The organism is Modestobacter sp. VKM Ac-2977, assembly GCF_026968045.1.
In the GTDB taxonomy this organism is placed as follows: domain Bacteria; phylum Actinomycetota; class Actinomycetes; order Mycobacteriales; family Geodermatophilaceae; genus Modestobacter.
Map to the genome: position 1 here is coordinate 142,327 of NZ_JAPVBQ010000005.1, position 25,616 is coordinate 167,942.

General features: G+C 73.0%; 17 protein-coding genes and 1 tRNA gene. 14 read left to right on the top strand and 4 right to left on the bottom strand.

Annotated elements, in window-relative coordinates; translation table 11 throughout:
- Positions 1-7: 7 nt before the first annotated feature.
- From O2V63_RS20210 to O2V63_RS20225, 4 genes are all read left to right on the top strand, one after another.
- A complete protein-coding gene (locus O2V63_RS20210) occupies positions 8-829 on the top strand; it encodes a MaoC family dehydratase (RefSeq protein ID WP_269169269.1) in 822 nt (273 codons plus the stop codon).
- A gap of 167 nt (positions 830-996) precedes the next feature.
- Positions 997-2,739 (top strand): fibronectin type III domain-containing protein, encoded by a 1,743-nt coding sequence (locus O2V63_RS20215; RefSeq protein WP_269169270.1) that lies wholly within the window; start codon positions 997-999, stop codon positions 2,737-2,739.
- A gap of 358 nt (positions 2,740-3,097) precedes the next feature.
- Positions 3,098-4,081 carry a class E sortase gene (locus O2V63_RS20220; protein WP_269169271.1) on the top strand — a complete coding sequence of 328 codons (984 nt, stop codon included), beginning with the start codon at positions 3,098-3,100 and terminating at the stop codon, positions 4,079-4,081.
- The gene (locus O2V63_RS20225; RefSeq protein ID WP_269169272.1) at positions 4,081-4,239 is read left to right on the top strand and encodes a hypothetical protein; all 159 of its coding nucleotides are present in this window, start codon (positions 4,081-4,083) and stop codon (positions 4,237-4,239) included. Before O2V63_RS20220 ends, O2V63_RS20225 begins: the two co-directional genes overlap by 1 nt.
- Before the next feature lie 43 nt (positions 4,240-4,282).
- On the opposite strand, the gene O2V63_RS20230 is transcribed toward O2V63_RS20225, so the two are convergent.
- Complete coding sequence (locus O2V63_RS20230; protein WP_269169273.1) at positions 4,283-6,934, bottom strand: phosphatase domain-containing protein; 2,652 nt, start codon at positions 6,932-6,934, stop codon at positions 4,283-4,285.
- A 249-nt stretch (positions 6,935-7,183) separates the two neighbouring features.
- On the opposite strand from O2V63_RS20230, the gene O2V63_RS20235 reads away from it, so the two are divergent.
- The gene (locus O2V63_RS20235) at positions 7,184-8,575 is read left to right on the top strand and encodes a hemolysin family protein (protein ID WP_269169274.1); all 1,392 of its coding nucleotides are present in this window, start codon (positions 7,184-7,186) and stop codon (positions 8,573-8,575) included.
- Positions 8,572-9,624: a hemolysin family protein gene (locus O2V63_RS20240; protein WP_269169275.1), complete on the top strand. Its 1,053-nt coding sequence runs from the start codon at positions 8,572-8,574 to the stop codon at positions 9,622-9,624. Before O2V63_RS20235 ends, O2V63_RS20240 begins: the two co-directional genes overlap by 4 nt.
- A 14-nt stretch (positions 9,625-9,638) precedes the next feature.
- Here the strand turns inward: O2V63_RS20240 and O2V63_RS20245 are convergent, their stop codons facing one another.
- Positions 9,639-11,459, bottom strand: a complete 1,821-nt coding sequence (locus O2V63_RS20245; protein WP_269169276.1) for a helicase-related protein — start codon at positions 11,457-11,459, stop codon at positions 9,639-9,641.
- 367 nt (positions 11,460-11,826) lie between these two features.
- Here O2V63_RS20245 and O2V63_RS20250 point away from each other — a divergent pair, with 367 nt between their 5' ends.
- Together O2V63_RS20250 and O2V63_RS20255 are read left to right on the top strand one after the other, a co-directional pair.
- Complete coding sequence (locus O2V63_RS20250; protein WP_269169277.1) at positions 11,827-13,587, top strand: fibronectin type III domain-containing protein; 1,761 nt, start codon at positions 11,827-11,829, stop codon at positions 13,585-13,587.
- A 92-nt stretch (positions 13,588-13,679) separates the two neighbouring features.
- A tRNA-Ser gene (locus O2V63_RS20255) sits at positions 13,680-13,767 on the top strand.
- Between the two features lie 88 nt (positions 13,768-13,855).
- On the opposite strand, the gene O2V63_RS20260 is transcribed toward O2V63_RS20255, so the two are convergent.
- Entirely contained in the window at positions 13,856-14,872 is a 1,017-nt protein-coding gene (locus tag O2V63_RS20260) for an acetylxylan esterase (protein WP_269169278.1), read from the bottom strand.
- Between the two features lie 468 nt (positions 14,873-15,340).
- On the opposite strand from O2V63_RS20260, the gene O2V63_RS20265 reads away from it, so the two are divergent.
- The 6 genes from O2V63_RS20265 (at position 15,341) to O2V63_RS20290 (ending at position 23,454) form a co-directional block, all read left to right on the top strand.
- Entirely contained in the window at positions 15,341-16,339 is a 999-nt protein-coding gene (locus tag O2V63_RS20265) for an ABC transporter permease (RefSeq protein ID WP_269169279.1), read from the top strand.
- Entirely contained in the window at positions 16,336-17,268 is a 933-nt protein-coding gene (locus O2V63_RS20270) for a carbohydrate ABC transporter permease (protein WP_269169280.1), read from the top strand. The genes O2V63_RS20265 and O2V63_RS20270 overlap by 4 nt, the downstream gene beginning before the upstream one ends.
- A 113-nt stretch (positions 17,269-17,381) precedes the next feature.
- Positions 17,382-19,049 (top strand): ABC transporter substrate-binding protein, encoded by a 1,668-nt coding sequence (locus O2V63_RS20275; protein ID WP_269169281.1) that lies wholly within the window; start codon positions 17,382-17,384, stop codon positions 19,047-19,049.
- 68 nt (positions 19,050-19,117) lie between these two features.
- Positions 19,118-21,151 carry a beta-galactosidase gene (locus O2V63_RS20280; protein WP_269169282.1) on the top strand — a complete coding sequence of 678 codons (2,034 nt, stop codon included), beginning with the start codon at positions 19,118-19,120 and terminating at the stop codon, positions 21,149-21,151.
- A 52-nt stretch (positions 21,152-21,203) separates the two neighbouring features.
- Positions 21,204-22,727 carry a GH39 family glycosyl hydrolase gene (locus tag O2V63_RS20285; protein ID WP_269169283.1) on the top strand — a complete coding sequence of 508 codons (1,524 nt, stop codon included), beginning with the start codon at positions 21,204-21,206 and terminating at the stop codon, positions 22,725-22,727.
- The gene (locus tag O2V63_RS20290; RefSeq protein WP_269169284.1) at positions 22,693-23,454 is read left to right on the top strand and encodes a hypothetical protein; all 762 of its coding nucleotides are present in this window, start codon (positions 22,693-22,695) and stop codon (positions 23,452-23,454) included. The genes O2V63_RS20285 and O2V63_RS20290 overlap by 35 nt, the downstream gene beginning before the upstream one ends.
- A gap of 71 nt (positions 23,455-23,525) precedes the next feature.
- Here the strand turns inward: O2V63_RS20290 and O2V63_RS20295 are convergent, their stop codons facing one another.
- Complete coding sequence (locus O2V63_RS20295) at positions 23,526-25,589, bottom strand: alpha-glucuronidase (RefSeq protein ID WP_269169285.1); 2,064 nt, start codon at positions 25,587-25,589, stop codon at positions 23,526-23,528.
- Positions 25,590-25,616 lie beyond the last annotated feature (27 nt).

Here is a 25,616-nt window from a genome sequence, read left to right on the forward strand (position 1 = left end):
GCCGAACATGGCAGCGTTGTTCGCGAAGGCAGCGGTTACCGCCCGCGGCCGTGGCGGCGATCTGCCCGACACCCACCTGGCTCGCACGGGCGTCGCCGTCGATCCGGCGCAGTTGGCCGGCTACGCCCGGGTCTGCGGTCTCCCGCTGGCCGATGCGCTGCCGATCACCTTCCCGCACGTCCTCACCTTCCCGCTGCAGGTCGCGCTGATGGCCGACCGCGCGTTCCCGCTGGCGCTGCCCGGGTTGGTGCACGTGCGCAACCAGATCACCGTGAACCGGTCGATCCGGGCCGATGAAGAGCTGGACCTGGAGGTCTGGCCGGACCGGTTCGCCACGCACCGGATCGGGGCGACCGTCGACCTGGTGGCCTCGGTGCGCAGCCGCGGCGACGAGGTGTGGCGCGGCCGGTCGACCTACCTGGCCCGCGGTGCGTCGGCACCGGACGGCGCGACCGCGGCCGACGTCGACGTCTCGGTGGGCGACGTCGCGCAGATCGCCGCCCGCTGGCGGGTGCCCGACGACGCCGGACGCCGGTACGCGAAGGTCTCCGGGGACGTCAACCCGATCCACCTCTCCGGCCTGACCGCGAAGGCGTTCGGCTTCAAGCGGGCGATCGCGCACGGCATGTGGGTGAAGGCACGGGCGCTGGCAGCGCTGTCCGGCCGGCTGCCCGATGCGGTGAGCGTCGACGTCGGGTTCCGCAAGCCGCTGTTCCTGCCCTCCACGGTCATCCTGGCCACGGAGCAGACCGGCGGCCGCTGGGACCTCGCGGTGCGCAACGGGAAGAGCGGCATCGAGCACCTGGTGGGCGTCGTCCGACCGGGCTGAGAGTCGAGCGGGAGAGCGATCCGACTCGATCGGTAACGGATTGATCACGAGTGATCATCATCGTCGTGTGGTTGCCGAGAACGTCCCTGTCGGGGGTTGACCCCCCGGTACGTCCGGGCACCGGGCGACGCGCCCGGCGCACCGGGCACCAGGGATGGGAGTCCGGCGTGCGCGCCGCTTTCCGCACCCGCCGTCTCGTCGGCCTGCTGGCCGTCACGACGGTCGGCTTCTCCACCACCGTGCTCGGCGCGGGCCTCGCCCAGGCGACGCCGTCCGGGCTGTCCTTCTCCTCCGTGACCGGCGAGGTCACCACGGTCACGGTGCCCGCAGGCACCTGTGCCATCGACTGGATCGTCTCGGGTGGTCGAGGCGGTGCCGGGTCGGACGGGTCGTCCGGCGGCGCGCCCGCCGGTCTGCAGATTCGCACCCTGGTCGCCGCTGGTGACCAGTTCGTCCTCGCGCCGGGGAGCGCGGGGGCGGACGCCGGCAGCGCCCCCGACGGCGGTACCAACCCACGGGGGGAGGCGGCCTGGAACGGTGCCGCGGGCACGTCGACCGGTGGCGGCGGGGGCGCCGCCTCGGTGGTGCTCGAGGACGGTGCCGTCTACCTGGCCGGGTCGGGTCGGGACGGGGCGGGTGTCGACGGTGGCGCCGGTGGCTCGGTGCCGGACGGCTGGGCCGCGCAGCGCATCGAGGACCCCTCGGCCAACCCGACGTTCACCCTGCCCGAGGGCCAGTTCGACGGCCGCATCTCCGGCACCGGCGTGACCTGCGGCACGGAGGCCACGCAGGCCCCCCGTGCCCCGACGATCACCCAGGCGGTGCCTGGGCCCGGTCAGCTGTCGGTGTGGTTCCAGCCGGCCTCGGCGGGTGGTCCCGAGGTCGCGCCGAGCTCCGGCTGGGAGTACAGCATCGACGGTGGGGTGTGGACCAGGGTGGAGAACCCCGGCGACTTCGGGGGCTTCTCGCCGCAGTTCTACCTGCAGGGGCTGGTCAACGGGCAGACCTACCAGGTCCGGGTCCGCGCGACGAGCTTCCTGGGCGCCGGCGCGGTCAGCCAGCCGGCCCTGGTGACCCCCTTCGCCTTGCCGGGCGCGCCGACCTCGGCGGCGGCGGAGTTCACGTCCGACGGGCTCGTCGTCTCCTGGGCGCCGCCCACGGTGAACGGCACCTACCCCGTCAACGGCTACCGGGTCACGGCGGTCACCGCGGAGGCCACTGAGGAGGATCCCGGGGATGAGTGGGCCTGCACGACCGATGCCACTGCCCGCCGGTGCGTGATGGAGGACGTGCCGGCCGACGGTGACTACGTCCTCTACGTCAGCGCGGTGGACAGCCACGGGCACGTGGGTGACTACGACGTCGTCTCGGTCGAGGGCCGGGGTGGCGGTGGGCCCTCGACTCCCGTCACGACCGACCCGGAGGGCACCGGGACCGGTGGGCCACGGGTCGTCACACCGCCGGCGGCCCCGGCGGTGCCGGCCGTGCCGCCGGCAGGCAGCGGCGCGGTCACCGGTGCGGGCGGCGCATCCCTGAGCACCATCACGCCCGGGGAGACGATCACGCTGACCGGCGACGGGTACGCGCCGCGCACCCGTGTGGACCTCTACGTCTACTCGACGCCGCAGTTCCTCGGCACGGTGGTCACCGACGACGCCGGCGCATTCGCGGTGACCGTCACGCTGCCCCGTGACCTCGAGGCTGGTCAGCACCACCTGGTCGCCAGCGGCCTGGACCCCGCCGGCAACCCGCGCTACCTGAGCACCGAGGTCACGCTGGCCGCCGCCGCCGCGGCGTCGGCGCAGCTGGCGTGGACAGGGGTCGACGTGCTGCCGGTCGCCGGCGCCGGACTGCTGACCCTGCTCCTGGGTGCAGGTCTGGTCGTCCTCGCCCGGCGGCGCGCCGCCTGACCCATCGCACACCGTCACGGGGCGGACCCCTTCCGGGGTCCGCCCCGTTCGCGCGCCCCGGATCGAGGAGGACGGCGGTCTCCGCCTGACGCTGGCCGAGGCGGCCAGATCCGGGCGCTGCAGAACCTCCGGCAACGGCGGCCGGAGACCGGCCCCGAGGCGCTCGACGAGCGCCGGTCCACGTGGCCCTCTGACTCCCGGCCGGATCTGCAGCGACCGTTGCGCCTGGGCCGTCCCGGAGCGGCGGCGCGCCCCACCGCTACCCATCCGTCACAGCGACCGCGTGGCGCGCGAAGCCCGCTCGCCGAGTCCATAGCATCCCGGACAGCAACGTGCAGCCGAGCGAACCGGGGAGTTCATGGCCGACCCGGAGTGGCGCGGCGACGAGGACATCGAAGACACCCAGCGCTGGCGTCGGATCCCGGACCTGGTCCCGGTGCCGTCGGCCGGGAGAGCGGTCTCCGTCGATGATGCGCGGACCGCCGTGGTGGAGCCCCCCAGGACGCCGGAATGGCTGTTCGACGCGGAGCCCTCCGGCGGGCACGAACACGAGGAGCAGGCCGTGGAAGACCACGAGTCCACTCCGGGGACGGTGCGCGACCCGGTCTGGCGGCTGCTGACCCGCGGGGCCGGCGAGCTGATGGTGACCGTGGGGCTGGTCCTGTTGCTGTTCGTCGTCTACGAGGTCTACGTCACCGACCTGCTCAACGACCGCCGGCAGGACCAGTTGACCGAGGAGATCCGCGACCTCTGGGCGGACGCCCCGGAGTCCTCGGGCGTGCTCCCGGTGCTGGTCGAACCGGCGGCCGGTGAGCCGCTCGCGGTGCTGCGCATCCCGCGGCTCGGGGAGGACCACCAGCAGGTCGTGCTGCAGGGCACCGACGAGGCCCAGCTGTCGCAGGGGCCGGGGCACTACGCCGGGACGGCGATGCCGGGGCAGCCCGGCAACCTGGCCATGGCCGGGCACCGGGTGGGCAAGGGATCGCCGTTCATGGACCTCGACCAGCTCCGGCCCGGGGACCCGATCGTGGTGGAGACCGCGGACGCGTGGTTCGTGTACCGGGTGCTCGGCGATCCGGTCACCGGCGACTTCGCCACCGATCCCAGCGGGATCCCCGGCCAGCAGATCGTCCGGCCGTCCGACGTCGACGTCATCGCCCCCACGCCGGGCGTTGCCGGTGCGGCGCCGTCGGGCACGTACCTGACCCTGACCACCTGCCACCCGAAGTACTCCGCGCGGCAGCGCCTGATCGTGCACGCCGGCCTGGACGGCGCCCCGGTCGCCAAGGCGGATGCGCCCGCCGGCCCGCCGGCCCTGCTCCAGCACGGAGAGGACTCCTGATGTACGGCTGGATCTGGCGGATCCTCCCGGGCGCACGGACGAGCAAGGCGCTGCTCTCCCTGCTGCTGGCGCTCGCCGTCTGCGCGCTGCTGCTGCTCGTCGTCTTCCCGTGGGTCGAGCCGATGCTCCCGTTCAACGACGTGACCATCGACCAGTGAACCGGCCCGGCTGAGGAGGTCAGACGTCGCGCGGGTCGCGCGGTCACATGCTGCGGCGGAGCTTGAGCAGCGGCGGGCGGCCGTCGGGGTCGATGACGTAGCGGTAGAGGGGCGCGGCCATCAGCCGCTCCTGCAGGGGCGGGCGCTCGACGTGGTGGGCGCGCAGCCGGCCGGGGGGGCGGGGTCCGTGACGCCCGCCGGCGTGCCAGGCGTCCAGGGCGGCGGCGCACTCCCGGAACACCGCCACCGCCCGCTCCGGGTCCAGCAGCTCACCGTCGGCGTCGGCGCGGCCGAGGTGTTCGCGCATCAGCTCCAGCCGCAGCTCCCGGGCGAAGCGGCGGGCCCCGTCCCCGTGCCCGCCGGGGTCGGTCGGTTCCCGCGGGTCCCGCTCGCTGTCGAGCACGGCGGCGGTCAGCTCCGAGTCGTGCGTCCAGGACCGGCGGTTGAAGTTGTCGCTGCCGACCGTGGCCCACACGTCGTCGATGACGCAGACCTTGGCGTGCACGTAGACCGGGTTCCCCCGCGCGTTCTCCACGTCGAAGACCTGCACCCGGTCCCCACCGGCGGCCCGGACCATGTCCAGCGCCCGGTCCTGCCCGACGGCCGCCGGCAGGATGCTGACCGGGCTGTTCTTGTCCGGGTGCCGGGGCACGACGACCACCAGGTGCAGCCGGGGCCGGGAGCGCAGCGCCTCGGCGAACACCCGGGCGACGTCGGTGGACCACATGTACTGGTCCTCCACGTAGACCAGTCGCTCTGCCCGGGCCAGCGCCTTGGCGTACCCGCGGGCCACGCTCCGCTCGCCCTCCGGGGCGAACGGGTACCCGGGCCAGCGGTTGGGGTAGGTGCGCAGCAGCTGGACCGCGCACGACCCCTCACCCGGTGGTGCCGGCAGCGCCTCGGGCAGGGACGAAGGCGTCCGGTCCTGCCCGCGCAGCAGGTCGGGCAACACGTGCCACGGCATCCGGGACAGCGCTGCGGGGTCCTCCCACCGCTCCCGGAACACCGTCTCGACCTCGCGCACGACCGGCCCGCGCAGCTCGGCCTGGACGTCGTGCCACGCCGGGGTGTCGCCGTAGGCCTCGGAGAACGGCCGGGGCTGTGGGTCGCCCCCGTGGGCGGCGTCGTCCCGGCGGCTGTGCGCGACGTCGATCCCGCCGACGAACGCGACGTCGTCGGCCGGGCGGTCGCGGTGCCGGACGACGACGAACTTCTGGTGATGGCTGCCCATCGGCCGGACCCGCTGGTCCAGCAGCACCTCCCCGCCGGTCTCGTTGACGTCCCGGGACAGGCCCCGGTTCTCCTCCGCGGAGTAGCTCATCGCCTCCACGTGCGACCGCCAGATCAGCCCCTTGACCACGGCGCCGCGGCGGACGGCGTCGGACAACGCCTTCCCCACCGTCAGCCCGTCGTCGGTGAGCAGCTCGTCGGTGTCGCCCCGCCAGCCGGCGAGGAACACCACGTCGCCGCGCCCGGCGCGGGCGAGCGCCTCGGCCAGAGCGCGGAAGTAGGCGCGGCCGTGCACGATCGGCCGCACCTGGTTGCCCTCGGTCCACGGTCGCAGCAGGGTGGCGGCGTTGCCGCGCTCGGCGGCGGTGAGGAACCACGCCTCCGGGCCGGCCGGGGCCGCAGGTGGCAGGTCGAGGGTGGTGTCCAGACGGGCGGCCAGCTCGGCGCCGTCCGGAGCCCGGACGACCGGCACCTCGCCGACGGCACCGCTCGGCTCACCGCCGTCCTGCTCACCCCCGACCGGCAGGACCCGCCGCAGCGCGATTGCCTCCACCCGGTCCGGGTGCCGGCGGGCGAAGTCCTGGTAGATCTCCGGGTCGTGCTCGCCGTCGTCCCCCACGAGCACCCAGCGGATCCCGGGCAGGTCGGTGGACAGCCGCTCCAGCGAGCTCCGCTTGTGGGCCCGGCCGTCCCGGAACCAGGCGCGCGGCGTGATGCCCCAGTCGGTCATCAGCAGGGCCCCGGCCGGGAACCGGTTCCGGTCCAGGAAGCGGGCCACCGGGCCGGCCAGGTTCCACGGGCCGTTGCTGAGGTAGACCACGGGGGCGTGCGGGTGCTCCTGGACCAGCCGGGTGAGCAACAGGGCCATGCCCGGCACCACGGTGCGCCCGCTGCTGGACCGGGCGAAGGTCCGCCAGGCGGCCCGGAGCGGGTGCCGCAGCCCGGTCACCCAGATGGTGTCGTCGACGTCGCAGACCACGCCGCGGCGGACGTCCGGCGCGGCGACGTGCACGGTCGCCCGGGCCGGCTCGCGCCCGGGCACGCGCAGCTCGACCTGCGCCGGTCCTGGCGGGAGGGCCACGTCCAGGGTGACGTCGACGAGGCCGGCTGCATCGGACCGGGCGGTGTGCCGCACGTCGCCCAGCGCGATCTCCACCTCACCGCCGGGCTCCTCGAGGGTGAGGAACCGCCGCCAGCCCGGGATGTCCCGCCGGGCCCCCGGGTCGGTGCCGACCGGTGCGAGCAGCACCCGGCCCAGCACCCGGGCGCGGCCGCTGGCGCCGTAGCCGGGGAAGGTCAGCGCCGCCGGGTGCCAGCCCCGGCGTCGGGCCACCCGGGCCAGCTGGTCCCGCAGGCCGTTCTCCAGCCGGTAGGCGATCCCGATCAGCCGGCTGGGGGTGTCGGCGGTGGGATCGGCCGGGTCTGCTGGCGGACCGCCCCGCCGGCGGTGGGTCTGTGCGGTCATCCTGGCGGCTCCGTGGGTGGTGACGTCCGTGGGTGGTGGCGCGGCTCCCGGCACCGTGCAGCGCAGCACCGCGCGGGCCGGGGCGGGCGAGTCCTCAGTCCTATCGTGGAACCACCCGGTCCGCTCGGGCGTTGCGCGGTGCAGCGGTGCAGCCGGGTGCGGACGCCGGATCGACGACGACGAACAGGGGACCACGGTGAGCACGCGCTGCCCAGGGCCGCGCCATGACCGGACACGGCGGGGACGCCGGTGATCGAGTGGTTGCTGCTCCTGGCGGCCGTCCTCCTCGTCGCCGCCAACGCGGTCTTCGTCGCGGCCGAGTTCTCCCTCATCGCCGCCGACCGGGTCACCCTGGAACGGGAGGCGGCGGCCGGCGACCGGCGGGCGGCCGGTGTGGTCGCGGCGATGCGCTCGCTGTCCACCCAGCTCTCCGGCGCGCAGTTGGGCATCACCGTGACCAGTCTGGTCGTCGGGTTCATCGCCGAGCCGTCACTGGCCACGTTGCTGCGTGGCCCGCTGGGGCTGACCGGGCTGGGCGACGGGGCGGTGACCGCGATCTCCGTCGGGGTGGCGCTCGCCGTCGCCACCGGGGTGCAGATGGTCTTCGGTGAGCTCGTGCCCAAGAACTGGGCGATCGCCGAGCCGACCCGGGTGGGGAAGTTCGTGGCCGGGCCCCAGCGTGCCTTCACGACCGCGACCCGGCCGTTGATCACCTTCCTCAACGGGTCGGCGAACCGGTTGCTGCACCTCATGGGCATCACCCCGACCGAGGAGCTCGCCTCGGCGCGGGCTCCGCAGGAGCTGGCGTCGCTGGTCAACCGGTCGGGGCAGGCCGGGACGCTGGACGTGGGCACGGCCGACCTCGTCGCCCGGTCCATCCAGTTCGGCGACCGGACGGCGGCCGACGTGATGACCCCCCGCCCGCGGGTGCGGTTCCTCCGTGCGGACCAGCCGGTCGCCGACCTGCTGGAGCTGGCCGGGTCCAGCGGGCACGCGCGTTTCCCGGTCGAGGGCGAGAGCGTCGACGACGTCGTCGGGGTGGTCCACTTCAAGCACGCGATGGCGGTGCCGGCGGCACAGCGGGTGACCCGCACGGTGGGCGAGGTGATGGTGCCGGTGCGCGCGGTGCCGGAGACCGTCGAGCTCGACCCGTTGCTGGAGACGCTCCGCGAGCCGGGGCTGCAGGTGGCCGTGGTGGTCGACGAGTACGGCGGCACCGCCGGCATCGTGACCCTGGAGGACCTCATCGAGGAGATCGTCGGCGAGATCGACGACGAGCAGGACGCCCCCGTCCACCGGCAACGCCAGGCGCCGGACGGGTCCTGGGTGCTCTCCGGCCTGCTGCGGCCGGACGAGGCCGGGGAGGCCGTGGGGTTGGAGCTGCCCGAGGGCGAGGGGACGGACACGCTCGGCGGACTGCTCACCGAGCGGCTGGGCCGGCTGCCGCGGGTCGGCGACCGCGTCGTCCTGCCCGCCCGCGACGTCGCCCGTCCGGATCCTGACGGCGTCCCCGTGCCGACCGAGGTGGCGGTGACGGTGACCCGGCTGGACGGCCACCGGGTCGACCGGGTGCGGATGCGGCGCACCGGGGGCGCGACCGCAGCCTCGGCACGACGGACCGAGACGGAGACCGCCCGATGAGCGACACCGTGGCCATCCTGCTCGCGGTGCTCCTGCTCGCCGGGAACGCCTTCTTCGTGGGAGCCGAGTTCGCCCTGGTCTCCGCCCGGCGGACCCAGGTCGAGCCGCGCGCGGCCGAGGGCGTGCGCGGCGCCCGGACGACGCTGAAGGCGATCGAGAACGTCTCGCTGATGATGGCCGGTGCCCAACTGGGCATCACGGTCTGCTCGCTGGGGCTGGGTGCGGTGGGTGAGCCGGCCGTGGCACACCTGCTGGAGGGGCCCTTCGCCGCCGCGGGCCTGCCCGAGGCCCTGGTGCACCCGGTGGCGTTCGCCATCGCGCTCGCCGTCGTCGTCTTCCTGCACATGGTGCTGGGGGAGATGGTGCCCAAGAACATCTCGCTCGCGGGCCCGGAGCGGGCGGCGCTGCTCCTCGGACCACCGCTGTACTGGGTCGTCCGTGCGCTGCACCCGCTGATCTGGCTGCTGAACCAGGTGGCCAACCTGGTGCTGCGGGCCTTGCGGGTGACCCCCCAGGACGAAGTCGCCTCGACGTTCACCCGGGACCAGGTGACCGGCCTGATCGGGGAGTCCCGCCGCGAGGGGCTGCTGGACGAGCGGGAGCACCAGTTGCTGACCGGGGCCCTGCAGTTCGACGAGCAGCGGACCGCAGACGTCGCGATCCCGACGGCGGACCTGGTCACCGTGCCGCCCCGGATCACCGTCGCGGAGCTCGAGGAGGTCTGTGCCACCACCGGGTACTCCCGCTTCCCGGTGGTGGCCGAGGACGGCGACCTCCGAGGCTACGTGCACCTCAAGGACTTCCTCGCCGTCCCCGCGGAGCAGCGGGACTCCCCGGTCGACCCGGCGCTCATCCGGCCGCTGGCCACCGCGACGACCGACCAGGGGCTGCGCGAGGTGCTGGCCACCATGCAGCGGGAGGGCGCACACCTGGCCGTCGTCCGTGACGAGGGCCGGACCGTCGGCGTGGTGGCCCTGGAGGACGTGCTGGAGGAGCTGGTCGGCGAGGTGCGTGACGCCGCGCAGACGGTGGCGGCCGGTCGTCGGTAGCGGCCGCTTCCCGGTCAGCTGCGGCGCGACCCCCGGGAGGAGCGGTTGCGCCGTCCGGCGCCGCCACCGGTGTTCGCCGTCGGCGCCGGGCGACCGTCGGAGCGGCCGCGACCGCCGCGGCCCCCGGCCGGCCGGGAGCGCTCGGCGCCGCCCCGGCCGGACCTCGGGCCGCTGCACGGGCGGCAGGTGGTGAACCACGGGGCGATCGAGGTGCCGCACTCCGTGCACGTGCCCGAGCGGCCGATGGCGATCGCGTCGGGCAGCAGCTCGGTGATGGTCTCGGCGCACGCCTCCTCGAGCTCGGCGGCGTCGTCGCTGTCCAGCCCGGCCACGCCGGGGAACTGGCGGAGCAGCGTCTGGGCGTCCCGCGCGGCGGCAGCGGCCTGCTCGTACTCCTCGACCGATCCCTTGACCGGGTACTCGGGCAGCACGGTCGCGACCGGCACGGGCAGGCCGACCGCGTGCTGCAGGGCGGCCCGGGCCAGCACCAGCCAGCGGGTGCGCCGCGGCGGGTTGTAGTCGATGGCCAGGTTGATCAGCCGCCACACCGTCTGCAGGTCGCCGGCCTCGCCCAGCGGCCCGCGCAGCATCGGCAGGAGGGCGTGCACGCGCAGGACCAGGCCGGTGACGTCGTCGGCGGTCATGCCCTCGCCCTGGGTCGCCACCCGCGCCCAGGCCATCCAGCGGGTGAGCGCCTCGGGCAGGTCGACCGCCTCGTACGCACCGAGGTCCTCCAGCTCCGGGCGGAGCCGGGGCCGGCGCTTGGGCAGGTCGCTCATCTCGTCGCCACGGGCGACCGCGGCACCGGCACCGACCAGCGCGCCGACCGGCTTGAGCCCGGCGACCCCGATCAGGATCCCGGTCTGGCCGTGCCCGGTGAGCCCGTACCGGCCGGCGCGCCCGGCGATCTGGGCGACCTCCCAGGTGCGCAGCGGACGCAGCTCCTGGCCGTCGAACTTGGTGGTCTCGGCGAACAGCACCGTGGTGGCCGGCACGTTGATCCCGTGGCCGATGACGTCCGTGGTCACCAGCACGTCGAACTCACCGCGGGTGAACCTGTCGATGACCTGGCGGCGGGTGGCCGGCGGCAGCGCGCCGTAGAGCACGCCGACCTTGCCGGGCCGGTGCTGGTCCAGCTCGGCGGCGACGGCGTAGACGGCCTTGCGGGAGAACGCCACGACCAGCGTCTGCGGGCGGACGGCGTCGGTGCGCACCGGTGCCTTGAGGACGTCGAGCCGCGAGAGCCGCTTGTGGTTGACGACCTGCACCTGCTGGGCGTCGGTGACCAGCGGCTTGAGCACCAGGTAGGCCTCGGCGGCGGAGATCAGGTGCATCTCGCGGTACTCGCCGGTCAGCAGCAGCCGGGCCCAGTGGTGGCCGCGGTCGGGGTCGGTGACCCAGTGGGACTCGTCGAGGACGAGCAGCTCGCCGCGATCGGGGGCCTTCTCCACGGTGCAGCAGACGATCGCCGCGTTCGGGTCGATCTCCTCCTCACCGGTGGACAGGCCCACGGTGCCCGGCGGGAGCTGGGCGGAGAGCTTGGCGTAGGCCTCGTGCGCCAGTTGACGCAGCGGCGCGGCGTAGACGCCCGAGCCGGTGGCGGCCAGCGCCTGCAGCGACTCGTAGGTCTTGCCGGAGTTGGTCGGACCGAGGTGGAAGACCACCTTCTCCGGGCGGGTGGCGCGGGTGGGGAGCTCGGGCGCGGCGCCGTCCACCCAGATCTGCTGGGCGCGCTTCTCGTCGCGCGCGGCGGTCCGGTCGGCGTCACGGGCGGCGGTCTCGCGAGCCGCACTGCGCTCACGGCGCCGGGTGGGGGAGTGCTGGGGGCCGGTCACAGACAGGGAGTGTCCTTCGCTGAGGGATCAGGCGGTGGGAGGTCGACGCGCACGTGCGCGGACCATCGCAGGGTGGAACACCGCCAGTGCTCCCATCATGCCCCATCCAGGGCTCCACGACGATCCAGAGGATGGTCGTGCAGCTCTGCCAAGCCGTGGGGCGCATGGAGTCGGCGTCTGCTCGATCGACTGTAGGCAAGTGACCAAGGAACCATCTGCTCACCACAGGTAACGGTCTGGTAACGGCACGCACCAACGGCTCGGCGGCGCACAGTCGACGCTCAGGTGAGTGCCAGGTTCCGTGCAGCACCCGGACCTCCGGGTAGACGAGCCCGGCGTTCCGGGCACCCCCACCTGGGAGATCGACGTGCGTCTCACGTCTCCGGCCCGTCGTGCGGCCGGCCTGCTGGCCGTCACCACGATCGGCGTGTCCACCGCAGTCCTCAGCGTCACCGGCTCGGCCTCGGCTGACGTCACAGGCGACTTCACCTTCAGCACCTCCTCCGCCGATGCGGCCAACGTGACGGTCGGCGCCGACGGGGTCCTGGTGGTCCCCGAGGGCTACTGCTCCGTCGAGTGGACCGTCGTCGGCGGTCAGGGTGGCGCCGGCAGCGCCGCGGGTGAGGGTGGCCGCGGCGGCTTCCTCTACGAGGTCGTCGACATCACCGGTGCACAGACCTACCGGCTCTCTCCTGGTACGGCGGGCACAGCCGCCGAGCCTGAGTCGGCCGAGGCATTGGCCGACGGAATGGTCGGTGTCGGGGGTGAGAACGCAGTCGGTGACGACGGCACCGATGGTGCGAGCTTCGGCTCCGGGGGCGGCAACGCGTACAGCGGCGGGGGTGGCGCCGGCTCGCGCGTGGAGGTGATGGTCGACGGCACTCCGGCCGACTTCCTGTTCGCCTATGGCGGCGACGGCGGCTACGCGGACTCGGATGGTGACCCGGCCGCCGGCGTGGGTGCCGGAGACACGACGAACGTCTACTCGGACGGGACCACCGACGGGTCCACAGGTGGGGACACGGGCGACGGTTTCGTCTCCGGCCAGGCCATCGCCTGCGCGGTGCCCCCCACCGACGGCCCGGTCACGCCGCCCCCTGGTGACCAGACGCCCGTGGACACGCAGGTCACCGGCGCACCGCGGGCCAACTGGGTCTACGGGGTGGCCAACGGCCTGGACTTCCAGCTGAACACCAGCACCGTCGACTCCGCGAACCCGGTCACTGGCGTCGAGTACACCCTCGACGGTGGCAAGACCTGGACCGGCGTCGCCGCCGCGAACCTGGGCGACTACCAGTACTCCGGCACGATCACCGGCCTCGAGTCGGGCGCCACGTACTCGGTCAACTTCCGGTTCACCACTAAGCAGGCCCCGACGGCTGCCTCCGACACCGTCACCGGCCGCACCGCCGTGCCTGGACCGCGGGACGTCAAGGCCGTCGCCGGCCCCGCCTCGATCAAGGTGAACTGGGCCGCACCGGCCAGCCTCGAGGGCGTCGCCGGCTACCTCGTCACCGCGTCCCCCGAGGGTGCGCAGAGCAGCGCCGGCTCGAGGTCCTGCCAGCCGGCGGCCGCCCTGGGCACCGCCTGCGCCCTGCCCGCCGTCCCCGGCACGACCTACAAGCTGAGCGTCCACTCCCTCGACGCCGTTGGTGAGCGGCTCGGCCGCTCCGACCAGGTCACCGTCGGGCCGGTCCTCGCCTCGTCCGTCGCGGCCTCGCTCCCCAAGGCCGACGGCACCCTGACCAGTGACGACGCCGACGGCAAGGTCGTCGCCGGCGAGAAGATCACCATCTCCGGCAAGGACTTCCTCCCCGGCTCCACGGTCGACCTGGTGGTCTACTCCACCCCGGTCGAGCTCGGCACCGCCACCGTGCTGGCCGACGGCACCTTCAGCGCCACCGTCACGCTGCCCAAGGAGCTCGCCAACGGCACCCACCACCTGGTGGCCTCCGGTGTCGACGCCAACGGCAACCCGCGCAACCTGGTCGTCGAGGTCACCGTCTCCGGTGGCACGGCCGTCCTGGCCTACACGGGCTTCTCGCCGCTGCCGTTCGTCGGCGCCGGCGCGCTCGCCCTGGTGGCCGGCGGTGGCCTGCTCGTCGCCTCCCGCCGCCGGGCGCAGTAACCCCGCTCCGCCGCACTCCTCCGGCCCCGTCCCGCATCCGCGGGGCGGGGCCGGACCCGTTCCCGGTGCGGGCGTTAGCCTTCGGGGTGCCAGGAGGGCTCGCCTAGTGGCCGATGGCGGCGGTCTTGAAAACCGCTAAGAGTTCACAGCTCTTCGTGGGTTCGAATCCCACGCCCTCCGCGTTGTGATGTCCCAGGACATCCCGGACGCCCGGTCGCACGGACCTGGGCTCGGGCGGGGCGGGTGCCGGACGCCGACCGAGCGGTGCTCAGGTCCCCGCCGGGCCTGCGGCGCCGGCGGGGACGCGCTCGCGCAGCCACCGCAGCTGCCGGTCGACGTGCAGGGCCTCGCCGCCCTCGTGGTGGTTGAAGGGGTACACGGCGATCTCGCGCGGTACGTCGACGCCGGTGCGGCCGGCGTAGTGGTTGTAGGCGGCGAAGACCGTCGACGGGGGACAGATCGTGTCGCGCAGCCCGACGGCGAAGAGCGCCGGCGCGTTCGCCCGCCGCGCCAGGTGGACGCCGTCCACGTAGGACAGCGTGCGGAAGACCTGCTCGGTCGCGGTCCGGTGGGTGGCGAGGTAGCGGACGATCTCCCCGTAAGGGTCGGCATCGGTGATGTCGACCGCTCGGCGGACGTGACAGAGGAACGGCACGCTGGGCAGCGCGGCGGCGAGGTCGGGGACCAGCCCGGCGGCAGCCAGCGCGAGGCCGCCGCCCTGGCTGTTCCCCACCACGCTGACCCGGGAGCCGTCGACGCCCGGCAGGGCGCGCAGCGCCTCGACGGCCCGGACCGCGTCGGTGATCAGGCGGCAGTAGTAGTAGTCCGACGGGTCCAGGACGCCCCTCGTCACGAAGCCGGGGGTGGCCGGCCCGGCACCGACGGGGTCAGCGGTCGCCCCCCCCGATCCGTGCGAGCCGCCCTGCCCCCGGGTGTCCATCAGCAGGTGCGCGTACCCGGCCGTGGCCCAGGTCAGCCGCTCCTGTGGACAACCGCGGCCCCGCCCGTACCCCAGGTACTCGACCACCCCCGGCAGCTGGTCGCCCGCTCGCCCGGCGGGACGGGAGTACCACGCGCGGACCGGGTGGCCGTGCGCGCCGGAGAACGTGACGTCCCAGGTCTCCACGCCGACGAGCGCGGTGTCGACGGCCTCGACGTGCAGCAGCAGCTCGTGGCTGGAGGCCTCGGCCAGCGTCGTCGACCAGAAGGCGTCGAAGTCCTCCGGTTCGTCGACCGTCGGGCGGTAGCTCTCCAGCACGTCCAGCGGGAGGTCGAACAGGGCCATGGTCAGCTCTCCAGGGGCGGTGTCGTGCAGCCGGGCGCAGCGGTCCGGTCACGGGTCGGGGGAGGGGTGGGCGGGAGCCCGCGGTCGGGCCGGCAGGGCACGCACCGCAGGCCGCAGGGCACCGGCGGAGGCATCGACCCGGCGATCCCGTGGACGGCATCCGGGGGGTCCGACGACGTCCTGAGCGGCGCCCGAGCGCCTGTACATCTACCAGCGCAGAGTGACCGACGCCACGTCCCTGGCAAGCGGCGGCAAATGTTTGACCCCCCCTGGGGCCCCACCTACGTTTCAGTGCCAACCGGCCGATCGAACATTGGTGTCCGACTCCCGAGGTAATGCCCGACCCGAGGCGATGTTCTGCGCAATCCAGCGCATTTACCCCGGTCGGTTCGGGCGTGCCGGAACAAGGCGTGAGTGCCTTGCGGTGATGACGCAAGCGACCCGACAGAGCAGTCAGGAGGTGCGACCATGGCGGTGACCGGAGCCGATGCCCCTGGCGTTGCGCCGATCGAGCCCCGCGCGGCGGCGCTCGCGATCGAGAGGCAGACCCCGGTCCAGCCGCCCAAGAACACCTGGCGGCGGGCCGTCCGCCGGGACTGGCGGCTGTACACCCTGGTGCTGCTGCCGCTGTTGTTCCTCCTGGTCTTCCGCTACCTGCCGATGGCCACGAACATCATCGCCTTCCGGCGCTTCCGGCCCGGGGGCAGCATCTTCGGCGACGAATGGGTCGGTCTCCGCTACATCGAGCTCTTCCTGAACGACCCCGTGTTCTGGGAGGTCTTCCAGAACACGTTGATCCTCGGTGCGCTGGGCCTGGTCTTCACCTTCCCGATGCCGATCGTCCTGGCACTGCTGCTCAACGAACTCCGTTCGGCGCGGTTCAAGAGGTTCGTGCAGACGGTCTCCTACCTGCCGCACTTCATGTCGATCGTGATCATCGCCGGCATGATCCTGCAGATCACGTCGGTGCAGGGCACGGTGAACCAGGTCATCGAGGCCTTCGGCGGCGAGGCCATACCGTTCATGCGCCAGGCCGAGTGGTTCCCGGCGATCTACGTGAGCTCCGAGGTCTGGGCGACCGTGGGCTGGGGGTCGATCCTCTACCTCGCAGCGCTGACCACGATCGACGAGAACCTCTACGAAGCGGCGCGCATGGACGGGGCGAACCGCTGGCGGCAGACCTGGCACATCACACTGCCGGGCATCCGCCCGACGATGATCACCCTGCTCATCCTCAACATCGGGACGTTCCTCGCGGTGGGCTTCGAGAAGATCCTGCTGCTGCAGAACCCGCTGCTCTACCCGACGGCCGACGTCATCTCCACGTACCTGTACCGGGTCGGGATCCTCTCGAGCAACTTCTCCTACGCGACGGCCATCGGCCTGTTCGAGGCCGTCATCGGCCTCACGCTGATCCTGTCCGCCAACGCGATCTCGCGCCGCACAGTGGGGACGAGCCTGTGGTGACGACCGCCTCCCCCGACCGGGCCACGACCCGGCTGGCCACCACGCCGCGTCCCCGGCGGGTCAAGGAGGGCCGCGGCTACCGGGCCTTCCGGTTCGTCAACGTCACGATCCTGCTGCTGGTCGTCGTCATCACGCTGTACCCGTTCCTCAACATCATCGCGCAGGCGTTCTCCAGCGAGTCCTACATCGTCTCCGGCGACGTGAACCTCATCCCGCGCGGTTTCAACATCGACACGTTCCAGGTCGTCATGTCCGACGACCTGTTCTGGATCAACTACCGGAACACGGTGGTGTACACCGTCGTCGCGACGGCGATCGCCATGGCGCTGACGACCCCCTATGCCTATGCGCTGTCCAAGCGTCATCTGAAAGGCCGGACGTTCCTCATCGGAATCGCCGTCTTCACCATGTTCTTCAACGGCGGGCTCATCCCGAACTACGTGCTCATCAACACGCTCGGGTTCACCAACACGATCTGGGCGATCGTGCTGCCGAATGCGATCAGTGTCTTCAACCTGCTCGTGATGAAGGCGTTCTTCGAGAACTTCCCAGCGGAACTCGAGGAGGCCGCCGCGGTCGACGGGCTGACGACCTACGGCGTCTTCTTCCGCATCGTCCTGCCCTTGAGCAAGGCGGTGATCGCCACGATGGTGCTGTTCTATGCCGTCAGCTTCTGGAACTCCTGGTTCCAGGCCTTCCTGTACCTGGACCGGGCGGAGCTCTACCCGGTCACCGTCTACCTCCGGAACCTGATCGCCGGCACGACGACGGCGTCGTCGACCGGAGCAGGGGTCGGGGACGTTGCACAGATCGCGGCGAACATCCAGTCCGTGACGATGCTGCTCACCGTCCTGCCGATCGTGTGCTTCTACCCCTTCATCCAGAAGTACTTCGTGTCGGGCGTGATGCTCGGCTCGGTGAAGGGCTGACCGCTCCCGGGGCCCCCCCGTCCGCCGGCCCGGACCAGTTGCCGACCGGCTCGTGCACCCATGCAGCTCGTGCAGACATGCCCAACGAAGGGCACACCGATGAAGGGACAGACATGAGGACGTCGCGACGGCACACCATCGCGCTGATGACGGCGGGCGCGCTCGTCACGGGCCTGGCGGCCTGCGGAAGCTCGGACGGCGCAGAAGAGGGTGAGGAGCTCGACCTCAGCGGCCAGATGGTCGGGGCGATGGAGGACTACGGCGTCGGGGACACGTTCACCGCGACTGCGCCGGTGGACTTCTCGCTGCTCTACCGGGACCATCCGAACTACGCCTACAGCGAGGAGTGGCTGCTCTGGGACGCGCTCGAGGAGCGCACCAACGTCACCCTGGACGCCACGCTGGCACCGCTGAGCGACTGGGAGCAGCGGCGCAGTCTGCTGGTCGGCGCGGGCGACGCCCCGTGCATCATCCCGATCACCTACCCCGGCCAGGAGGTCCCGTTCGTCGCCTCGGGCGCCATCCTCCCGGTGAGCGACTACGTCGACCTGATGCCCCACTACCAGGCCAAGGTCGAGGAGTGGGGCCTGGAGTCGGAGTTGAACACGCTGCGCCAGGCGGACGGCAAGTACTACCTCCTGCCGGGCCTGCGCGAGGTGGTGGCCCCCGACTACACCATCGGGCTGCGCACCGACGTCCTGGAGGAGACCGGCGGCAACCAGCAGCCGGAGACCTGGGACGACCTGCGCACGATGCTGGCGGACATGAAGGAGGCCAACCCGGAGGCCTACCCGATCTCGGACCGCTGGCAGGGGCTGGCGCTGCTGAACCTGGCCGACGCGAGCTTCGGCACGGTCGGCGGGTGGGGCTACGGCGAGGGCCTGGTCTGGGACGAGGAGGCCGGGGAGTTCCAGTACGCCGCCGCGTCCGACGGCTACCGCGACATGCTGGAGTACCTCAACAGCCTGGTGGAGCAGGGCCTGATGGACCCGGCGAGCTTCACGCAGGAGGACGACCAGGCGATCCAGAAGCTCTCGACCGGGGAGTCCCTGGGCATCACCACCAACTGGCAGGAGATCCTCCGGCACCGGGCGACGATGGAGGAGACGCTCGGGGCGGACAACTTCGCGATCTCGAAGATCCGCATCCCGGCCGGTCCCGCCGGTGACGTCATCGACGCGCCACGGATCGAGAGCGGCATCATGATCTCGGCTCAGTGCGCGGAGAACGACGACTTCGTCGCGATGATGCAGTTCATCGACTGGTTGTACTACTCCGACGAGGGCCTGGAGTTCGCCAAGTGGGGCGTCCCCGGTGAGACGTACGAGGTCGCCGAGGACGGCACCCGCACCCTGGCGGCCGACGTCAACTACGCCGACCTGAACCCCGGTGGGACGCAGCAGCTGCAGGCTGACTTCGGCTTCGCCAACGGCGTGTTCATGCTGGCGCACGGCTCCACCGAGGAGCTCACGCAGTCCACGCTGCCGGAGGAGGAGGTCATCTGGCAGCAGTCGATGGCCGACAAGGAGATCGCCGAGCCGCTGCCGCCGCACCCGTTCGACGAGCTCGAGCTCGAGCAGGTGAGCCTCTACCGGACCGGTCTCCAGGACTACGTGGACCAGATGACCCTGCAGTTCATCCTCGGCCAGCGGGACTTCGCCGAGTGGGACGCCTTCGTCGAGGAGCTCGAGGGCCGGAACATGACCGCCTACGTCGACCTGGCCAACCAGGCGCGTGAGCGGTTCGTCGAGGAGAACCCGGACTTCGCCGAGACGGACTGATCCACTGCGGGCCCGGTCGCGTGCACGCGCGACCGGGCCCGCTCCCGTATCCCGACCCGGAGAGCCCGATGCCACTCCCCTCGACCGCCCGCATCCCCTACGGGGGGGACTACAACCCCGAGCAGTGGCCCGAGCAGCTCTGGGGCGAGGACCACGCGGCGTTCGACCTCGCCGGGATCGACACGCTCACCGTCGGGGTCTTCGCGTGGGCGCTCACCCAGCCCGACGAGGACACCTACGACTTCGCCGTCCTGGACGCGGTCCTGGCGCGTGCACAGGCGGAGGGCCGGCAGGTGTGCCTGGCGACGGGGACGGGTGCGCTCCCGCCGTGGCTGGCCGACCGCCACCCCGACGTCACCCGCACCGACTTCGAGGGCCGCCGGCACGTCTACGGGCAGCGGCACAACGCCTGCCCCAGCTCCCCGGCCTACCGGCGGCTGGCCGCGGCACTCGCCGGCGCCGTCGCCGAGCGCTACGCCGGGCACCCCGCGGTGATCGCCTGGCACGTGAACAACGAGTACGGCGGGGCCTGCTACTGCGACCTGTGCGCCGCGGAGTTCCGAGTCTGGCTCCGCGACCGGTACGCCGGCCTGGACGCGCTCAACGACGCCTGGAACACCACGTTCTGGTCCCACCGGTTCACCGACTGGCGGCAGATCGTGCCCCCGAACGCACTCTCGGAGCACTGGCGCGGGCCCGACCACACCGCCTTCCAGGGCATCACCCTGGACTACCTGCGCTTCACCTCCGACAACCTGCTGCGCACCTACCGGGAGGAGAAGGAGGCGATCCGCGCCCACTCGGACCTCCCGGCGACGACGAACTTCATGGGGATGTACCGCCCGATCGACTACCACCGCTGGGCGCCGCACCTGGACTTCGCGTCCTGGGACAACTACCCGCCCGACAGCCGGTCGGCCTCGCGCATGGCGCTGACCCACGCGCTGATGCGCGGGCTCAAGGACGGTCAGCCGTTCTGGCTGATGGAGCAGACCCCCACGGTGACGGCCTCCCGCGACGTCAACCCGGTGAAGCGGCCCGGGGTGATGCGGCTGTGGTCCTGGCAGGCGGTCGCCCACGGCGCCGACGCGGTCCTGTTCTTCCAGCTGCGGCAGTCCCGCGGTGCCTCGGAGAAGTACCACGGTGCGGTCCTCGACCACGCCGGCCGCACCGACACCCGGTCGTTCCGGGAGGTCGCCGCGCTCGGCGGCGAGCTCGAGCGGGTCGGGGACGCGCTGCTGGGCGGGCGCACCCCGGCCCGGACGGCGCTGCTGTTCGACTGGGACTCGTGGTGGGCCGTGGAGATCTCCGACGGCCCGAACCGGCACCTGCGCTACCAGCAGGTCCTGATCAGCTACCACCAGGCGCTGTGGGCGGCCGGCGTCCAGGTCGACGTCGTGCCCGGCACCGCGGACCTGAGCGGCTACGACGTCGTCGTCGCCCCGCTGCTGCACATGGTCAAGGGTGACCTCGCCCAGCGGCTGGCGGCGGTGGCCGACCGCGGTGGCACGGTGCTCACCACCGTCCTGTCCGGGCGGGTCGACGAGAACGACAACGCCTTCCTGAGCGACGTCCCCGGGCCGCTGGCCGACCTGTTCGGCGTGCGCATCGACGAGACCGATGCCCAGCCCCCGGACGTCGTCAACCCGGTGACCCTGCGCAGCCCGGACGGTGCCGCGGACGAACTGCTGGCCGGGGCCACCACGGTCTTCGACCTGGTCCTGCCCCGGGGCGCGGACGTCGTCGGCACCTACGGGTCGGACTTCTACGCCGGCGTCGCGGCCGTGACCCGCAACCGGGTCGGGGCCGGTGAGGCCTGGTACGTCGGCACCTGCCTGGCGCAGGAGGGGGTCGACTGGCTCATCCGCCGCGCGGTCGACCGGCACGGGGTGGTGGGGCCCTACGCCGGCGTGGCCGGTCTGGAGCACGCGGTGCGGGTCGTCGACGGGCGGCGGGTGGACTTCCTCCTGCACCACGGGGACGAGCCGGTCGAGGTGGCCGCCCAGGTCGCCGGGGAGGACCTCCTCACCGGACGGCGGATCGAGCCGGGCGACCGGCTGCGGCTGGCCCCCATCGACGTCGTCGTGGTCCGGGCCGGGTGACCCCGCACCAGGACCGCCCCGGTCCACCACCCCCGACGCACGAGGAGCGAGCATGACCGCGATCCGCATCGCCGACCATCCCGTCGGTCCCCTGCCCACGGCGTGGCGGGAGTGTGTGGGCACCGGCCGCATGAGCCTCGCGCTGCGGCAGGACCACCAGCTCTCGCTCGCGCAGGTGCAGCGGGAGATCGGCTTCCGGTTCATCCGCGGCCACGGGTTGTTCAGCGACGACATGGGCGTCCACCGGCCCTACACCCGGGACGGCGTGCGGTCGGTCCACCACGGCTTCACCTACCTGGACCAGGTCGTCGACGCCTACCTGGGCACCGGCATCCGGCCCTTCGTCGAGCTCGGCTTCATGCCCTCGGGCCTGGCCTCGGGAGACCAGACGGTCTTCTGGTGGCAGGGGAACGTCACCCCGCCGTCGTCCTACGCCGAGTGGGGGGAGCTCGTCCGGGGCACGGTCGCGCACCTGGTGGACCGCTACGGGCTCGAGGAGGTGCGGCACTGGCCCATCGAGGTCTGGAACGAGCCGAACCTGACGAACTTCTGGCAGGGCGCCGACCAGCAGGAGTACTTCCGGTTGTACGAGGTCAGCGCGCGCGCCGTGAAGGAGGTCGACGCCGCGCTGCAGGTCGGCGGACCGGCGATCTCCCCGGGTGCGGACGAGTGGTGGGCGCCCTTCGCCGAGTTCGTCACCGCCCGGGACGTCCCGATCGACTTCGTCTCCCGGCACGCCTACAGCTCCGGCCCCGCACGGCACGTCCCGTTCGGCACCCACCAGGACCTGCGCCCACCGGCGTCCCTGCTCGAGCAGTTCGGCGCCCCCCGCCGGCACCTGGCCGGCACCGCGCTGGCCGGCCTCCCGGTGCACATCACGGAGTTCAACACCTCCTACCGGCCGGACAACCCCGTCCACGACACCGCGTACAACGCGGCCTATCTCGCCCCCGTCCTCGCCGGTGGCGGGGAGCTGGTCGACTCGTTCTCCTACTGGACGTTCTGCGACGTCTTCGAGGAGGAGGGGGTGCCGGTGGCGCCGTTCCACGGCGGGTTCGGGTTGCTGACCCACCGGCAGGTCCGCAAGCCCACCTACCACCTGTACGCCTTCATGGCCCGCCTCGGCGGTCAGGTCCTCGCCCGCGGCGCGGACCACCTGGTGACCCGGCACGACGACGGCCGCATCGCAGTGCTGGCCTGGCAGCCGGTGGACGGCGGCCCGGAGCCGGCCGCGGACCGGCACAGGGTGCACCTGTCGGTGCCGCTGGCGCCCGGGGCAGCCGGGCACGCCTTCGTCCTGCGGACCCGCGTCGGCGAGCAGGACGGGAACGCATGGGCCGCCTGGCGCGAGCTCGGCCGCCCGCGGCACCCGGACGAGCGGGTGCTCGGCCTGCTGCACGAGGCGTCCCGGCCCGCGGTCGAGCACCGGCGGGTGCCGGTGGTGGAAGGCCGGGTGGACCTCGACCTCGCGCTGTCGCGGCACGAGGTCACCCTCGTGGAGGTGGAGCCGGTGCGGGAGGAGACGCCGCCGTGGACCGACGATGCCGCCATCCCCGGCTACGGTGCTGCCCGATGAGCACCTCACGCCGCAGCAGGCCGGCGTCGGGCCGATGAGCCGGCCGGCCCGGGAGTTCGGCGAGGGACCGCTGTCCCGCGCCACCGCCGTCGTCTACTGGTTCCTGGTCGTCGAGTTGCTGCTCGCGGTGACCGCCGGCCCCAGCGTGATCGCGGTGGTCCTGCTCGACCGGCACCCGAGCAACATCCCCCTCGTCGCCCTCGCCGCCGTCCCGGTGGGGCCGGCGCTGGCCGCTGCGGTGTTCGCCTGGCGGGTGTTCGACCGGGAGCGGGACACCGCACCGGCGCGGCACTTCTGGCGCGGGTACCGGCTCAACGCCCTGGACGTGCTCCGCTCGTGGGTGCCCGGCCTCGCCGTCCTGACCGTGCTGGGGATCAACCTGACCTACCGCGAGGCCGTCGGACTCCCCGCACCGCTGACCGCGCTCCAGGTGCTGCTCGCCGTCGGGGTCGTCCTCTGGATGCTGCTGGCCGTGGTGATCACCGCACTGTTCCGGTTCCGGGCCCGGGACGTGGCGCGGCTGGGCGCCCACTACCTCGGCGCCCGCCCGCTGGTGACCCTCGGGCTGCTGTCCTGGCTGGTGCTGTGCGCCGGGATCGCGTACTTCCTGTCGGACTGGGTGCTGTGGCTGCTGGCCTCCCCGCTGACCTTCCAGCTGACGCGGATCACCGCCCCGGTCGCCGGGGACGTCACCACCCGGTTCCTGGCCGGGACGTCGCAGCAGTAGGCCGAGGTCCCCCGGTCTGGGCCCAGCAGGCACCGGGCCCCGGCGACGCCGAGGCCCGGCACCGGCTGGGCTCAGTAGAAGGTGCGGCCGCGGGCGTCGGGCACCCCGGACTTCCGGAAGAAATAGGTGCTCACCTGGTCCCGCCACTCGCGGGCTGAGCGGAGCTGCTCGGCCAGCCGTCCGGTGCCCCGCTCGGCGACGTCGGGCGGCAGCCGGTCCGCCAGCTCGGCCCATCGCGCGGCCATCCGCTCGACCTCCTCGACCCCCGCGGCGTGGGTGTCGTAGATGTGCTGGACCACCGTCGTCCCCGAGTGCAGGACGTGCCCGTAGGGCACGTGGTGGAAGAACAGCAGCAGCTCGTCGGGGCACGTGTCGACCGACTCGTAGACGCTCCGCCACGGCTCCGGGTACTGGCCCGCGTAGCCGGTCCCGGTCGCCACCGTGCGGTCCACGCCGATGCCGTCGCGGTCGGCGAAGTGGTACGTGCCCCAGGGGGAGTACTCGTAGCCGTCGATGTCGGGCCCGTAGTGGTGGTTGGGCTTGACCATGAACCCGATGCCCAGCGGGGAGGTGTACCGCTCGTAGGTGAGCCAGGACCCGTCCATGATCTCGTGCAGCCCCCGGCGGAGCTCCGGGTCGTCCCCGAACGTCAGGCCGATCCACTCGTCCAGGACGTCCTCCGCCGCCAGCGTGGGGTCCCAGGTGAGCCGCCCGTACCCGTAGAGGTTGGCCTGGGCCAGCGGGTGCCCGGTCCAGAACGGGTCGTCGCCCACGTTGGACACCGCGGCGATGCCACCGGCCGGGCCGGTGGCGCCGGCCGCGACGTCGGAGACGGTCCGGTCGTCGTCCCACGGCCGGAAGCCGAGCAGCTCGCGCCACTGCGGCACCAGGTAGCAGACGTGCTGCTGCTGCCCGGTGTACTCCTGGGTGACCTGCAGCTCGACGGCCAGCCGGGTCCGCGGCATCGCGGCGATCACCGGGGAGACCGGCTCCCGGACCTGGAAGTCGATCGGGCCGTACTTGACCTGCACGACGACGTTGTCGTCGAAGCGCCCGTCGAGGGGGGCGAAGTGGTCGTAGGCGGCCCGGGCGCGGTCGGTCGACCGGTCCCGCCAGTCCTGCCGGTGGTCGTAGACGAACGCCCGCCAGAACACCGTGCCGCCGTGCGGGGCCAGCGCCCGGCCCAGCAGGTTCGCCCCGTCGGCGTGGTCGCGGCCGTAGGCGAAGGGCCCCGGCTGGCCCTCGGAGTCGGCCTTCACGACGAAGCCGCCGAGGTCCCCGACCACCGAGTAGACCCGCTCGGCGGTGTCCCGCCACCACTGCTGCACCCGGGGGTCCATCGGGTCGGCGGTGTCCAGCCCCCCCAGGGTGACCGGCGAGCCGTAGCTGACGCTCAGCCACACCCGGATGCCGTGCGCCCGGAAGACCGCCGCCAGCCGGCCGACGTCGGGCAGGTGGGTGGTGAGGAGCTCCGCCTCCCGGCGGTGCACGTTGACGTTGTTGAGCCCCACCGCGTTGATGCCCAGGCTGCCGAGCAGGCGGGCGTAGCGCGCCACGCGGGACAGGTCCGCACGCACCCGGCCGTCGGCGTAGAAGATCGACGCCCCGGCGTAGCCGCGCTCGACGGGCCCCATCGGGGAGTCGGCGGCCAGGTTGTCCCAGTGGTCGAGCATCCGGATCGGCTGCGCCGGCTCCTGCCGCGTCACCAGGCCCCCCGCCTCCGCTGGCCCGTCCTCGAACGCGCGGTGGCCGAGCCGGAGGAGGTGGTGCAGCCCGTACAGCAGGCCGGGGCCGCCGCCGGCCAGGACCACGGTGGTGTCGCCGTGCCGGGTGACGAGGAACCCCTCGGTGACCAGGGGGGCCTCCTCGTACCGGGACACCGCCGTCCGCAGCGGCTCGGCCAGCGGCCCGCCGGCCGGCTGGTCGCGCGCCCCGTCGACGGTGGCCAGGACCAGGTCCGGCAGCCCGGAGCCGTCGGCCTCGCTCAGCACGCCGCCGTGGGCCCGCACGGCGGCGTCCACCTCGGCGCGGACGGTGTCGACCACGGCGCCCGTGCCGAGGACGACGACGGCGCGGCGCCCGACGGGGGCGAGGGCATGCTCGGGCAGCCAGCAGGGGTGCGGCTCGGTGTCCACGGTTCTCCTCGGGGTCGCGGGGGCCGC

Coding starts and splice junctions, on each gene's coding strand:
- O2V63_RS20210 (WP_269169269.1), top strand. CDS start 8: ATGGCAGCGTTGTTCGCGAAGGCAGCGGTTACCGCCCGCGGCCGTGGC.
- O2V63_RS20220 (WP_269169271.1), top strand. CDS start 3,098: ATGGCCGACCCGGAGTGGCGCGGCGACGAGGACATCGAAGACACCCAG.
- O2V63_RS20225 (WP_269169272.1), top strand. CDS start 4,081: ATGTACGGCTGGATCTGGCGGATCCTCCCGGGCGCACGGACGAGCAAG.
- O2V63_RS20230 (WP_269169273.1), bottom strand. CDS start 6,934: ATGACCGCACAGACCCACCGCCGGCGGGGCGGTCCGCCAGCAGACCCG.
- O2V63_RS20240 (WP_269169275.1), top strand. CDS start 8,572: ATGAGCGACACCGTGGCCATCCTGCTCGCGGTGCTCCTGCTCGCCGGG.
- O2V63_RS20260 (WP_269169278.1), bottom strand. CDS start 14,872: ATGGCCCTGTTCGACCTCCCGCTGGACGTGCTGGAGAGCTACCGCCCG.
- O2V63_RS20265 (WP_269169279.1), top strand. CDS start 15,341: ATGGCGGTGACCGGAGCCGATGCCCCTGGCGTTGCGCCGATCGAGCCC.
- O2V63_RS20275 (WP_269169281.1), top strand. CDS start 17,382: ATGAGGACGTCGCGACGGCACACCATCGCGCTGATGACGGCGGGCGCG.
- O2V63_RS20280 (WP_269169282.1), top strand. CDS start 19,118: ATGCCACTCCCCTCGACCGCCCGCATCCCCTACGGGGGGGACTACAAC.
- O2V63_RS20285 (WP_269169283.1), top strand. CDS start 21,204: ATGACCGCGATCCGCATCGCCGACCATCCCGTCGGTCCCCTGCCCACG.
- O2V63_RS20290 (WP_269169284.1), top strand. CDS start 22,693: ATGCCGCCATCCCCGGCTACGGTGCTGCCCGATGAGCACCTCACGCCG.